The 13044-nt window shown below is 67.9% G+C and carries 10 protein-coding genes; 3 read left to right on the top strand and 7 right to left on the bottom strand.

The genetic code is table 11. The annotated features are described in order from the left end of the window. Nucleotides 1-95 precede the first annotated feature (95 nt). From DY245_RS24280 to DY245_RS24250, 7 genes are all read right to left on the bottom strand, one after another. Nucleotides 96-1403: a S8 family serine peptidase gene (locus DY245_RS24280; protein ID WP_128509352.1), complete on the bottom strand. Its 1308-nt coding sequence runs from the start codon at nucleotides 1401-1403 to the stop codon at nucleotides 96-98. 90 nt (nucleotides 1404-1493) lie between these two features. Further along, the gene (locus tag DY245_RS24275; protein WP_128509351.1) at nucleotides 1494-3008 is read right to left on the bottom strand and encodes a WXG100 family type VII secretion target; all 1515 of its coding nucleotides are present in this window, start codon (nucleotides 3006-3008) and stop codon (nucleotides 1494-1496) included. A 40-nt stretch (nucleotides 3009-3048) separates the two neighbouring features. Further along, on the bottom strand, nucleotides 3049-3396 hold the full coding sequence (locus tag DY245_RS24270; protein WP_128509350.1) for a hypothetical protein: 348 nt from the start codon (nucleotides 3394-3396) through the stop codon (nucleotides 3049-3051). 20 nt (nucleotides 3397-3416) lie between these two features. Further along, nucleotides 3417-4661, bottom strand: a complete 1245-nt coding sequence (gene mycP, locus DY245_RS24265; protein ID WP_128509349.1) for a type VII secretion-associated serine protease mycosin — start codon at nucleotides 4659-4661, stop codon at nucleotides 3417-3419. Between the two features lie 193 nt (nucleotides 4662-4854). Beyond that, a complete protein-coding gene (locus DY245_RS24260; protein WP_128509348.1) occupies nucleotides 4855-5148 on the bottom strand; it encodes a WXG100 family type VII secretion target in 294 nt (97 codons plus the stop codon). Nucleotides 5149-5267: 119 nt separating this feature from the next. After that, nucleotides 5268-5591 (bottom strand): WXG100 family type VII secretion target, encoded by a 324-nt coding sequence (locus DY245_RS24255; RefSeq protein WP_128509347.1) that lies wholly within the window; start codon nucleotides 5589-5591, stop codon nucleotides 5268-5270. 329 nt (nucleotides 5592-5920) lie between these two features. Continuing rightward, a complete protein-coding gene (locus DY245_RS24250) occupies nucleotides 5921-7558 on the bottom strand; it encodes a type VII secretion protein EccB (protein ID WP_128509346.1) in 1638 nt (545 codons plus the stop codon). Between the two features lie 409 nt (nucleotides 7559-7967). Between DY245_RS24250 and eccE the strand changes: the two genes are divergently transcribed. The 3 genes from eccE to DY245_RS24235 form a co-directional block, all read left to right on the top strand. Next, a partial coding sequence (eccE, locus tag DY245_RS24245) for a type VII secretion protein EccE (RefSeq protein ID WP_244943228.1) occupies nucleotides 7968-9177 on the top strand: 1210 nt, incomplete at its 5' end. Further along, on the top strand, nucleotides 9177-10022 hold the full coding sequence (locus DY245_RS24240) for a hypothetical protein (RefSeq protein ID WP_128509345.1): 846 nt from the start codon (nucleotides 9177-9179) through the stop codon (nucleotides 10020-10022). The genes eccE and DY245_RS24240, both read left to right, overlap by 1 nt. 333 nt (nucleotides 10023-10355) lie before the next feature. Next, entirely contained in the window at nucleotides 10356-12983 is a 2628-nt protein-coding gene (locus DY245_RS24235) for an SCO5717 family growth-regulating ATPase (protein ID WP_128509344.1), read from the top strand. The last annotated feature ends 61 nt before the right edge of the window (nucleotides 12984-13044 follow it).

Here is a 13044-nt window from a genome sequence, read left to right as displayed (position 1 = left end):
GCCGCAGTCGACGACTGCGGCCCCGCGCCTGATGACAACCCTTGTCTCACACCGAGACCGCTGACCGCGGCCCTGACACGAGCGACCGGGAAATCTCAGCGCCCCGGAGGCTGAGTGGGCGGTGCCGGCGGGTAAGCGCCAGGGCCTCCCGACTGCGGGTAGGCACCGAACTGCTGCTGAGGCGGAACTCCAGCACCACCGCTCGGACCGCCGAAGCCAGTGCCACCAGGAGGCGGACCATTGCCGCGCTTCTTACTGGCAACGATCACACCGATGACAATTCCCAGAACGACGATCACGCCGACAGCGATGCCGATGACCACGATGGGGCTCAGGCCGCTCTTCTCGCTCGCGCTCCCCTGAGCTTCGTTCCCTGGAGCATCCGCACCCGCGCCGGCAGAAGGCTCAGAATCCTTCGGCATGGTGAGCGGCCCGTTCTTCGACCCGGCAGGGATGTTCTCCGAGAGGGCCCGGTACGGGCGAATCACGCCGTAGCCGTACTTGGGGTCAGGGGATGTGATGCCCGTCTTGCCATCTGGGGTGATCGCCGTCTTCGTGAGTCGATTGGCGACCTGCCCCGCAGTGAGGTCCGGGAACTTCGAGCGGACGAGGGCTGCGGCGGCCGATACATAGGCCGTTGCGTCGGACGTGCCGGTTCCCTGGCGGTACTTCGGGGAGGTTCCGGCGGAGTAGATTTTCTCACCAGGAGCGATCAAACGGATATGTGGGCCATAGTTTGACTCAGCTAGAACCTGGCCGTCCTTGGCCACCGCCCCTACTGCAAGCACACCGGGTGCCGCAGCCGGATAGAGCGGCTTTCCGGATCCGTCATTGCCGGAACCACCAACTACCAGCACATCCTTCTTTACCGCGTAGTTGATCGCATCCTTTTCCTGCTCATTCAAGCGAGGGGTCACAATGGACATATTGATGACCTTTGCGCCGTGATCTACTGCATAGCGAATAGGACCATCAAGACTGTTTGCGTCACCACCGATCTGTTCATTCTTCTTAATAGGAAGGATCTTGGCGTCCGGTGCCAGACCCATGATTCCATCGGCATGGTTAGGCCCGTGGCCGTGCCCCGCGATCAGGGCTGCCATGGCAGTGCCATGGTCATCAACGGTTTCGTGATCCGCCGTACCGCCCTCGGTGTCAAAGCTCTTACCGGGAAGCACATTGCCCTTGAGGTCGACGTGACCTCCGTTGACGCCCGTGTCAATGACCGCCACGATGACGTTCTTGCCGGTCGACACTTTCCACACCTTCTGCGGATTGAACGCGTCAAGCGCCCACTGTCCGTCCCGGATGTAGTCCGCCGAAGCGGTCGGCGCGGCGGTGAAGAGCAGCGCTCCTGCCGCTGCCACGCCACCTACCGCACGCAGCGTCCGCGTGAAGCTCATGCTGTAACACCTCTCCTCAACAGGTTGCGGCCCGCAGCCCGAAGACTGCGGGCCCAACTCGTTTCCGCCGCTGTCACACCCGAAGGCTAGCTACTCAATCACCTTCGGAGCCACATTGCGCTCGCTTGTCCAGGTCTCCTCGTCCTCAACCAGGTAGTCCGGCCGCTCGCCGTTCTGCCCCTTGTCATCCTTGCCCTTGGCGCCATGGGCACCATGCGCCCCCGGCATCCCGGCCGGACGCCGGCTACCGGAAGCACCGGCACCCGACTGGGCGCCGCCACGGCTGCGGTGCAGACCCGAGCCGCCTTGAGAGCCACCAGCCCCCTTACCTCCGGCAGTGCCGCCGATGAGGCCACCCTTCTGGCGGGCGAGGGCACCGCCGCGGCCTCCTGCCCCAGCGCCCTTGGCACCGCCCTTGGCACCTGCAGCACCGGCACCACCCATACCGGGCATGCCTGGACGTCCACCACCACGTCCGGCTGCACCAGCGCCGGCACCAGCAGCACCGGCACGGCCACCGGGAACCCCACCGGGAATCCCACCGGTACGGCCACCCTTAGCGCCACCGGCCATTCCGCCGGCACCGATGCCGCCCGGCACGCCCACGCCACCGCCGATGCCACCACCACCGCTCAAGCCGCCGGTACCAGCGCCTCCACCGATGCCACCAGGGACACCGACACCACCGCCGGTACCGCCACCGGTACCACCACCGACACCCTGCGGCGGAGTGAAGCTGTCAAGCCCCGTACCCACACTCGGCGTGAAGGAGCCCTTGGCCGGCATCGAGTTGCCGATGCCGCCGTCGATCCCCGGCGTCTTCAGGCCGTCGCTCGAGAAGCCCGGCCCTTGCCCCATGGGCTTCAGCGAGCCCTTCGGCATTCCCTTGGGCTTGGTGACGCTCCCCGGCAGAGGGTAATGAACCGGCGGGATGCCCGGGTTGTCCGGCGGCGGGATGTCGGTTGAGTCGTCAACGATCTTGGCGGGCTTACCGATTGCAGCCGCATTGGTCCGATATGCGGCACCCAGGTACTCCATGGTCGCCGCAGCTTTCAGCTGGGTCTCCTTCTGGGCTGACAGGTCGTCTTCGTTGTCCTCAACAACCTGAGTCGCGCTCTTGCCGCTGGCAAGCTGCGAGTCAGCGTTCTTGTCCTGGCGGTCGATGTGGTCCGTCGCCCAGTCCCAGGCCCGGTCGCCCCAGTCAGGCATCTCCATGCCGTCGAGGTGCTGCTTGTACGCGCTCAGAGCCTCATGAGCACGGCCCATGCCTTCGCTTACGTTCTTGGCGTACTGAGCACCGTTCCCGATGCTCTCGCTGATCTTCTTCGCACGCTCGCGGAACGCCTTCGCAGCGTCGCCCTCCCAGTGCCCCAAGACCTCGTCGATGGCCTTGTCGAAATACGCACGGATGCCACCGCCGTTGTCGACCACCATCGTGTTGTGCACCTGTTCCCAGGCGTGGGCAACGCCGGCGACCGTCTCCGGCTTCGCATCGGCCACCATGGCCTTCAGCGACGTGAAGTCGATCTTGTAGAACTTCGTGGTGTTCTCGATGGCGTAGCACTTGTCCTGTGGTGCGTACTTGTTGTCCGCGTAACTACCCACGCCCCTGCCCCCTCTTCCTCTGCGAACTCATCACTGTCGCTCAGGAGTACTTGTTGTGCGAAGAAGACTGGCCGCTCTTCATCGCATTGCTCGTGTTCTGCTCCTGGTCCTGGTAGGCGCCATGAGTCTTCGTAGTCTTCTTCTGGAGATCATCGATCAGACGCTCAAGCTTATGAAGAACGCCATTCTCAATGAACGTCTTCATTTCGGTATGCGTCTGCCGAAGCTCGCCCTCTTCCGCGAAGCCCTTGCCCAGCGCGCCTTCCGGCAGATGGGTCCCGCTCTTCGCCTTGCCCGAGGCGCTCTGCATGTCCTTGAGCACGTTGTTGAGCTTCTTGACGACCTCATCGAGTCTGTCGAGATCAACGCGATAGGAATCGCTAGCCATATCTGGCCTCCCCGTGTTTGCTATGCGTTCTTCCGTCGCCAGTCGCGAAGCGCGATGGCGCACCCTACAACCGTACCGACGGCGAGAAGCCCGCCACCGACAATGTAGATGGAAATGCGGGCACGTTGGTCTTCCGGGCTCTCGCCGAGGGTGACGGCGACCGGGTGGATGTTGGAGCCGTCGGCCACGCTGGAGGGCCGGTCCGGCTTCGGTGCGCCGGTGGGCTTGGTGTCGTCGTTGAGGGCCGCGACCGGATCGATGACACCCCAGCCGATGAAGTCGTCCCGGCCCCTCTTGACGCGCTCAGCGGTCTGTTCGAGGTGCCAGATGAGTTCCTGCGGCTTCCAGTCCGGGTGCTTGGCCTTCAGGAGGGCCGCGGCTCCGGCGGCGTAGGGAGCGGCGAAGCTTGTGCCCTGGTCCACGCAGTTGCCACCGTCAGGGACCGTGGAGACCATCTCCACGCCGGGTGCGGCGATATTGACGAACTTCCCGGACTGCGAGAAGGGCGCGCGCTCGTTGTTGCGGTCCGAGGCGGCCACGGCCAGGACGTTGGAGTACTGGTCCGAGTAGGCAGCGGGGTAAGTGTTCTTCTCCCCGCCGTCAGCTCCGCCGTTGCCCGCGGAAGCGACGATGAGGACACCGTGCCGTTCAGCGTTGCTGACAGCATCCGCGAGGGGGAGCAGACGAGCTGGGCTGGCGTCGGTTCCCTGGGAGATGTTGATGATCTGGACCTTCTGGGCCACGGCCAAGTTGATGGCCTTGGCCAGGCTCGCCGAGTCGCCGGCCTTCTCCTGCGAAGTCTGCTGGAAGGGGATGACCGTCGCCTTGGGCGCGATTCCGTAGAAGCCGGAGCCGGACATGGGCCGGGCGGCGATGATGCCGGCCACCTTCGTGCCGTGGCCCACCGTGTCCTGGGTCTTGCTGGCGCCCTTGACCAGGCTCGCTCCACCACTGCCGATCGCGCCCGCGAGCTGCTTGTTGCCCGCGTCGATACCGGTGTCGATGACGGCGACCTTGATGCCCTGCCCCATCATCCGACCGTTCGCCCACAGCTGGTTGGTCAGCAGGCGCTGCAACGACCAGGGGGTCTCTTTGATGTAGTCGGCGCCGAATTTGCACTCACCGCTGTTGAGCGGCACATTCTCGTCCGCGACCGCCGGCGCGGCCGCGATGCCCAACAGGCCGACAATGCACGCCGCCGTGACCAGTGCGCCCGCCGCTCGGCGACGGTGCCCGGCTCGATGACCTATGGCGCGAGATCCCACGGGTTGTCTGCTCTCCATGTGTGGCGAAAGGGGCGGGAACGAGGGGTGAGGAAACCAGAGGTGTAGGGGGCGAGGCCGGTATGGACGGCAGAAGGGCGAGCGCACTGTTGCAGCGCGCTCGCCCTCATTGACCACTGTGCGAGCCGTCGGGGCTGCTCAGCCGATCGCCGTCCGTACCTGTGCTGACGCGAGGTCAGCCTGCCCAGATACCGGAGTTCTTGTGCTCGGTGGCCTGGTAGTTCTGGGCGGCGGTGTCCAGCGCCTTGGCGATGGCCTCGAGCGTCGAGTGCAGGGATGCCGCGCGCTGGTCCCACTCGCGCTGGCGGGCCTGGTAGCCCTCCTGCGCCGCGCCTTCCCAGCTGGCGGCGATCTTCTTGACGCCCGCCTCGAGGTCGTCGAGCTGCTGGCGGATGTTGTTGGCCGTACCGCGCACGTCGGAACTGGCCTGCGAGATCGTCGCGAAATTAACGAGGATCTGGCCTGACATGGTGTCTCCTCAGGAGTTGATGATGCCTGGTCGATTCATGCCGCAGCGGGCCGGCGGACTGGCCGGCTGGCCCGGGCTGCGGCGGTGGGCCATGCGCCGCGGTCAGCGACGCGGCCCCATCATCCGAACGGCGAAGCCGAGGAGGCGACGTGCGAAATCGACTGGGCCTGCTCCTCTTCGGAGGCGGAGTAGTTCTTCGTGGTCTCGTCGATCGCTTCCTTGATCTCACCCAGGAGCTGGTTGAGACGGTTGGCGTCTTCGTTCACCTGCGACTGGAGCTGGTTGTACGAGGTGGCCGCAGCACCCTTCCACCCAGACGTGATGGTGTCGACGACCGTGTTCAGGCGCGAGATCTCGCCCTGGATCGACTGGTTGACCGAGGAGATCTTGCCGCTGAACGCGACCATCTCCTCCTCGGTGGTTGTGTACTGCTGACCAGCCATAGTCAACGTCCCCCATGAGACTCGTACGTTGTTCCGCGCCGTACCGGCTAGCCGGCTCGCGTGGATCGGCGTCTCCTGCTGACGCCTCCGACCACTTTAACCACTCCGCACGCCTGTCCCCAACAGGGGGCGGGGACTTGTGACGGGATCACAACATTGTCAACTACCCGTCCGGAAAGCGCCGTTCATGGAATTCGGGCAGATGTGGCGCTATCGGTCAGAATTCGAAAGTCACAGTGGCAGGAAAAGACCACCACGAGATCAGTGGTCGCGATGCGGCAGGGGGCCGCGCCGGCAAGCGCAGGGGCTGTCGGCGCGGCCTTTGTCCGTCAGGAAGCCTGCGGCTTCCTGGCGCTGTTGGCATCCAGCGACGGACCCGCGGAGAGCAGTTCGGACCACGCCTTCAGGACCAGCGGCGGATGCGCTCCCTTGTAGCCGAGGCGCAGCTGCGACTGCCCCTGTTCCTGGTCCGCCTTGCCGGCCTTGTTGCCGCCGTCGTTGTTCTCGGGAATCGAGTAGCGCAGACCGGTGTCGGTGACCAGGAAGAGGCTGCCGGAGGTCGAGGCGGGCGTGGACACCTGGCGGTAGAGCAGGCCGCTGCCGGGGGTGACGTACGAGGTCGCGCCAGGCGCGATCTTGGCCGGGTAGTCCTTGCCGACCCAGGTCGTCATGTCCGGCACGCCGTTGGGGTAGCCCAGCTTGTCGGTGCCGGGGTACTTGGTGCTGGTGCCCTTGTAGACGCTGCAGGACACACCGTTGGCCGTGGGCGTGGTCAGGCCGCCGGTCTGGGAGCCGTGTGCGAAGTCGTTCGCCACGTTGACGTCCTCGGTCGGCCACGGCGAGGGGAAGCCCAGGATCTTCCCGTACCAGACCTCCGGGTGCTCGGCCTCGTCCTTCTTGGCCTGGATACCGGTGGAGACCGACACGGGAGTCAGCGCCTCGTGGTCCGAGGACAGGCGGCTCGCGTTCGCGCCCTGCTCCAGGAGGTTGGCGACGAAGTTCGACACCTGCTCGACGCCGTCCTTGAGGACGACGTACTTCTGGCCGTCGCTGTCCACAAGAAGTGAGCCGACCTTCTTGGCCTTCTCCGGGACCTGGCTGTCCGTGGTCATGGTGCCCACATCAGGGACGATGGGCATGGTGATCGGGACTTTGTCGACCTTGATGAGGGTGCCCATGAACTGGTCGGTGACCTTCTGCGGCTCGGCCTTCGCCCCGAAGACGATCTGGCGCAGGACCTCGTCGCCCGCCTCTTTCCCTCCCGGCGGAGTCCATCCTCCGCGCGTGGAGTCGAACGGGAAGGCCATCCCGTTGTGGTCGACCAGCCACTTCTTGCCCTGCTCGTCCTCGACGTACAGGGCCTGGTGGAAGTCGAGCTTGCCCTTGTTGTTGTCGTCGACGATCTGCTTGTCCTTGCCGTCCAGGACGAACACGGACTGCTGGGCCTTGCTGTTGGCGCCGCTGCCGGGGCGGTTGCACACCGCCCAGACCTTGGGCTTGTCCGCGATCTTGGCGTTGGGCAGCCGGTCGGGCGCGTACGGGATGCCGACGGCCGGGCCGTGCGAAAGCTTGCCGTCCAGCTCGGATTCCTTGACCTTGACGACCTGGAACTTGTCGGGGTCGAGAAGGAGCCTTGCCGAGGCGAGATTCAGGACGGGGTGCAGAAGCTTTTGCTTGTGACCGTTTGCATCCGTATTGGACAGAACAACATAGCGCGTGGTCGATTCGTCACCGACGAGGACATTTGCCCCCACAGTGTCCCACCCCTGCGGCGCAACCGGCTTGATAATGCCGCAGGCGCCGAATCCCACGAGAATCAGGACGCCCACCACGATGCCCGGCACCACCGCCTTGAGTGGCTTGGGGGCACTCTCGATCGAACCGTTCGGCAGCGGCTTCAGAAATGCCGCATTCGTACGCTTTCGAGCGAACGAATACGCATTCAGCTCGTCCCGACGTGATGCCATTGTTGCTTTCTCTCCCCGCCTGTTGGATCCACATCGACCGCCCCCGGCACTCACGCCGTAGCGCCCTCTACTATGCCGTGTATCGATCGACCCGTACGGTACGGGTGCCACCTTCCAACGCACCAGTCTCGGCGGCGGTTGATACGCCTAGAGGCCACACCACCAGTAGAGGAGCAGGCCGGGGGATGTCCAGCGCCACCAGGGCTCGACGCCGCAATGGGCGGCAACAGCAGCAACAGCCTTCCGCTGCACCGCAATACGCGGGAAATGCTGGCCAAAACGGTACAGCGCCGGGCAACAGAGGAAATGGCGGCCGGGGTGCGGCCCGCCCGGCCGGTCCGGTGGCGCCGCGGCTGCGCCAACAGGCCGGAACCATCGGCGGGGTGCGCGTACAGCAGCTGGCCATCANACAGGCCGGAACCATCGGCGGGGTGCGCGTACAGCAGCTGGCCATCATCGAACTCGCCGCGGCGCTGGTGCTGGTGGGCCTGTCGATCCATCACCCCGTCGCGCTGATCGCGGCCATCGTGGTGGCGGCCGTTCTGGTCGTCTTCGCGCTCGGCCGGCGGCGCAGGATCCCGCTGCCGGAGTGGATCACGACCGTGCGCGCGATGAAGCGCCGCGGGAAGGACAGCGCCTCCGCGGTCGCGGCCACGCAGGGCGTCGACCCCGCGTTCGCCCCCGTCGTGGAGTGCGAACCGGCGCTGCGGACCTATGAGTTCACGACCGAGTCGGACCAGCGCGCCATCGGGTTCGTCGGTGACGGTACGTTCCTGACGGCCATCGTCCAGGTGGACGCCCGGGACGAGCCGCTGCGGCCGCAGCGCGGCAGCCACATGCTTCCGCTCGAAGTGCTGCACACCGCGCTCGACATCGAGGACATCCACCTGGAGTCCGTGCAGTTCGTGCAGTACACCCAGCCCGCGCCGGCGCCGCATCTGCCCGAACAGGCCGTCGCGGCCCGTTCGTACGCGCCGCTGCAGGCCCAGGCACAGACGCCGGCCCTGCAGCTCACCTGGATCGCGCTCAAGCTCGACCCGGAGCTGTGCTCGGAGGCGATCGAGGCCCGCGGTGGCGGGATGGAGGGCACCAAGCGTTCGCTGCTGCGCGCCGCCGACCAGCTCGTCAGCCGGCTGACCGCGCACGGCGTACGTGCCAGGGTGCTCTCCGAGCGCGAGGTCGTGGCCGCGATCGGTACCGCGGTGTGTGTCAGCCCGCGGGCCGCGAACGGCGCGATGGGGCGTGACGGCCGGGCGGCCCGGCGCACCCAGGAGACGACCCGGGCCATGCGCTGTGACGACCGCTGGCACTCCACGTACTGGATCGGCCGGTGGCCCCAACTGGGCCAGGGCGGCGCCCCGTTGGCGGCCGTCACCCAGCTGCTGACCAGCACCAGGGCGATGGCCAGCACCTTCGCGCTGACCGCCACGCACGGCGGCGGCCGCGCCCCGGCCATCTCGGGCTACGTCCGTCTTTCCACCCGCAGTGAGAACGAACTCTCCGCCGCCCAGAGCGAGTTGGAGCAACGTTCCGGTTCCGTGAAGGTCGGGCTCGTACGACTCGACCGTGAACAGCTGCCCGGCCTGCTGGCCACGCTTCCCCTCGGAGGTACCCGCTGATGGCCTCTCCCACCTATCAGCCCCGCGTCAACACCACCGGCAACGGCTGGCGCAATCCCCCGATCGGTGGCACCGGTGGTGGCGGCCGCCGGCTCTCGCACCAGCCGCGCCCGGATGAGGAGCAGTCGGGTCCGACCGGTCCGAAGCCGCGGCCCGGTTTCGGCCTGCGCGGCCCGCGGCGCAGCCCGCACGTCCTGACGGCCGAGTCGCTCGCCGCGCTGACCCTGCCGGTCGGCGACGACGGCGTGATCATCGGCATCGACCCGCAGAACCAGCCCGCCGTGCTGAGCCTGCTGCGGCCGGCGCCGCTGGAGATCGCGCTGGTCGGCAGCATGTGGATGGCGCAGGTGCTGGCGCTGCGTACGGTCGCCACCGGCGCCCGGGTCGCGGTCGAGACGGCGCGGCCGCCGGCCTGGGCCCAGATGGCGCAGTCCGCGGGCGGCGGCCAGCAGTGTGTCTCGGTCCACGACGTACGCCAGATCGCGCCCCAGGGACCGTCGGTTTCCAGCCCCGTGCTGGTCGTACGGGACATGGGCGCGCGGCCGCCGCGCAATCAGCTCGCCCCGAGCCCCTGGCAGTCGGTGCTGACCGTGCTGCCGTTCCTCGGGCCGCGGTCGCCGCAGATGCTCGGCCGCGCCGATCTGGTCGGTCTGCAGCGGCTTTCGCCCGAGGAGGCGGAGGTTGTGACGCGAATCATGCGGCTGCCGGAGCAGGTCGGTGCGGTGCTGCCGACGCTCAGCGACAACGCCATGCTGTGGTGCTCGCGCGAGGGCCATCAGTTCGTCATGACCCAGCCCACGGAGGCGGAGACCAACCTGCTCGGCGGGCCGCGCCGTATGGACTGACCGTTGTTACGGGCCGGTTGGCCGCGAGGCGCTGAGCGCAGCGCGCAGACAACCGGCCGCGGGCACGACTCACGGGCGCATCCTCGGGTGCGCCCGTAAGTGTGCCGAAGGGGCTTGAAGACGACATGACATCGACTGCCGTTATGGGCCGACTCTTGATTAGGCTGTGTGGGAGAGCCGCAGGAGCACAGCACGACGGCAGTAGATACGGGGATGGAGACAGTTAGTGTTGGCGCAACCCCGGGTGGTGTGTTCCGACTTCCGCTACATCCGATCGATCCGCCTGTATCCGGTCCTGCCGTTCAGGTGCGTTGCAGTACACCAGGAGGCACAGTGAACGAGCAGGAGGCTTTCCGTCCGGACGGAAACGATCCTGACGACGACCAGTCCGAGTTCGACCTGACCGGCGAGTTCAAGATCGACTTTGCCGCGCCGGCCTGGTACGCGAGCAACGACACCAGTGGTGGCGGCACAAGTGCCGCACCCGGTCCCTCGGCTCCTCCTGCGTCTTCGCCCACCACTCCGCCTCCCGGACCGCCCACAGGGCAGCCGCTGCCGGGGCCCGCTCAGGGCGCGCCGGTGCCCGGAGTTCCGCAGCAGGGTGTGCCGACGGCCCCGCCGCCCGTGGAGGCCGCACCGCCCGGGTTCCCGACGCTGCGCCCGCAGGACGCGGGCAACGCCGCGCCGGCCGCCGTCGCTCCCCCGGTGGCGGAGGCTCCCGCCGAGGCCGCGCCGGCCGCGAACGACGGTGCCGGCAATCAGCGCTCGGGCACGGGTGTCGACCCCTCGGCCTCGCTCTGGGACGACGACGATGACGCGGAGCCGGAGACGGCGAACGCGTCCGAGCCGGAGGTCGCACCCGCTGCCCCGGCACCGCAGCCGGAGGCCGCACCCGCGGCCGACTCCCCCGCCGAGGGCGGTGCTCCGGCCCCTGAGGCCGCCGTCCCCGCCCAGCCTGCCCCCGAGGCCGCCGCGCAGGGCGGGCAGCCCGTTCAGAGCCAGCCGCAGCCGCAGCAGGTGCCCCAGCAGGGCGTTGCGCAGCAGCAGCCGGCCCCGCAGGGTGTGCAGGCTCCGCAGCAGGTGGCTCCGCAGCAGGGGATGCCTCAGCAGGGCGCTCCTTGGGGCGCCGCGGCGGACGGTCAGCAGCAGGGTGTGCCCGGGCAGGGCGCGCTGCCGCCGCTGCCGCCGGAGTTCCAGCCCGCGGATCCGCGGGTGGCGCAGGCGCAGGCCGGTCAGCAGCCGCAGCAGGGCCAGCCGCAGGCACCGGTCCAGCAGCAGCAACCGCAGGCGCAGCAGGCCGGTTACCCGCAGGGCCGGCCCCAGCAGCAGGCCGGCTACCCGCAACAGCAGCAGGGCGCGCCCGCGCAGCCGCAGCCTGCGTACGGCTATCCGCAGCCCGCGTACGGCTACCCCCAGCAGGGCCAGCAGCAGGCGCAGCACCACCCCAACGTGCCCGCGCAGCAGCCCGCTTACGGCTATCCGCAGACCGGCGCCCAGGGCTACCCGCAGCAGGGTCAGCAGGCGCAGCCCGGCTACGACCAGCAGCAGGCGGCCCAACAGGCAGCGCAGGCCCACCAAGCCCAGCAGGCAGCGCAGGCTCAGCAAGCGCAGCAGGCCCAACAGGCACAGCAAGCCCAGCAGACCCCGTACCAGCCGCTCCCCGGACAGCAGGTCGGTGACCCGAACGCGGCGGCGAACTACGCCTCGTACTCGCAGCCGGGTCAGCAGCAGCCACAGCAGCGGGCCGCTCCGGGCGCGCCGCTGGGCTACAGCGCCGCGGTCGAGCTGACCTCCGACCGGCTGCTGCGCAACCAGCCCAAGAAGCGCAAGCCGGGCGCCAATGCCCAGCCGTCCAAGTTCAAGCTGGGCGCGAAGAAGGAGGAGGCGGAGCGCCAGCGCAAGCTGGATCTCATCCGGACTCCGGTGATGTCGTGCTACCGGATCGCGGTGATCAGCCTCAAGGGTGGCGTCGGCAAGACCACCACGACCACCGCGCTGGGCTCCACGCTCGCGTCCGAGCGGCAGGACAAGATCCTGGCGATCGACGCCAACCCCGACGCCGGCACGCTCGGCCGACGGGTGCGCCGGGAGACCGGTGCGACCATCCGTGACCTGGTGCACGCGATCCCGCATCTGCACAGCTACATGGACATCCGCCGGTTCACCTCACAGGCCCCCTCGGGCCTGGAGATCCTCGCCAACGACGTGGACCCCGCGGTCTCCACGACGTTCAACGACGAGGACTACCGGCGGGCGATCGACATCCTCGGCAAGCAGTACCCGATCATCCTCACCGACTCGGGTACCGGTCTGCTCTACAGCGCGATGCGTGGAGTCCTCGACCTCGCCGACCAGTTGATCATCATCTCCACCCCGTCCGTGGACGGTGCGAGCAGTGCCAGCACCACCCTGGACTGGCTGTCCGCGCACGGCTATGCCGACCTGGTGCAGCGCGGTATCACGGTGATCTCCGGTGTCCGTGAGACCGGCAAGATGATCAAGATCGATGACATCGTGTCGCACTTCGAGACCCGTTGCCGCGGTGTGGTGGTCGTCCCCTTCGACGAGCATCTCGCCGCCGGTGCCGAGGTCGACCTCGACATGATGCGGCCCAAGACCCGCGAGGCGTACTTCAACCTCTCCGCCCTGGTGGCCGAGGACTTCTCGCGGGCGCAGCAGGCGCAGGGGATGTACCCGCAGCAGCAGATGGGCGGCGACCCGTACGCCCAGCAGCAGTACGCCCAGCAGGGCCAGCCCCAGCAACAGGGCCAGCCCCAGCAGGCACAGCAGCCGCAGCAGGGCCAGCCGCCGGCCGGCTACCCGCCGCAGCAGGGCGGCTGGACCCAGCAGCCCGCCCAGCCGCCGGCGCACTGGCAGCAGCAACAGGCCGCTCCGGACGCCCCGCAGCCGGAACAGCCGGGTCTGGCGCCGGGCTGGCAGCAGCAGCCGCCTCCGCAGTGAGGCAGGGCGGAAGGCCGTAGGGCAATACGGGGCGGGGCCCGGCACCAGTAAGGTGCCGGGC

Source organism: Streptomyces inhibens (genome assembly GCF_003389455.1).
GTDB lineage: Bacteria > Actinomycetota > Actinomycetes > Streptomycetales > Streptomycetaceae > Streptomyces > Streptomyces inhibens.
The sequence above is the reverse complement of the archived record's forward strand: the minus strand, read 5'-3'. Positions and strand labels throughout refer to the sequence as shown.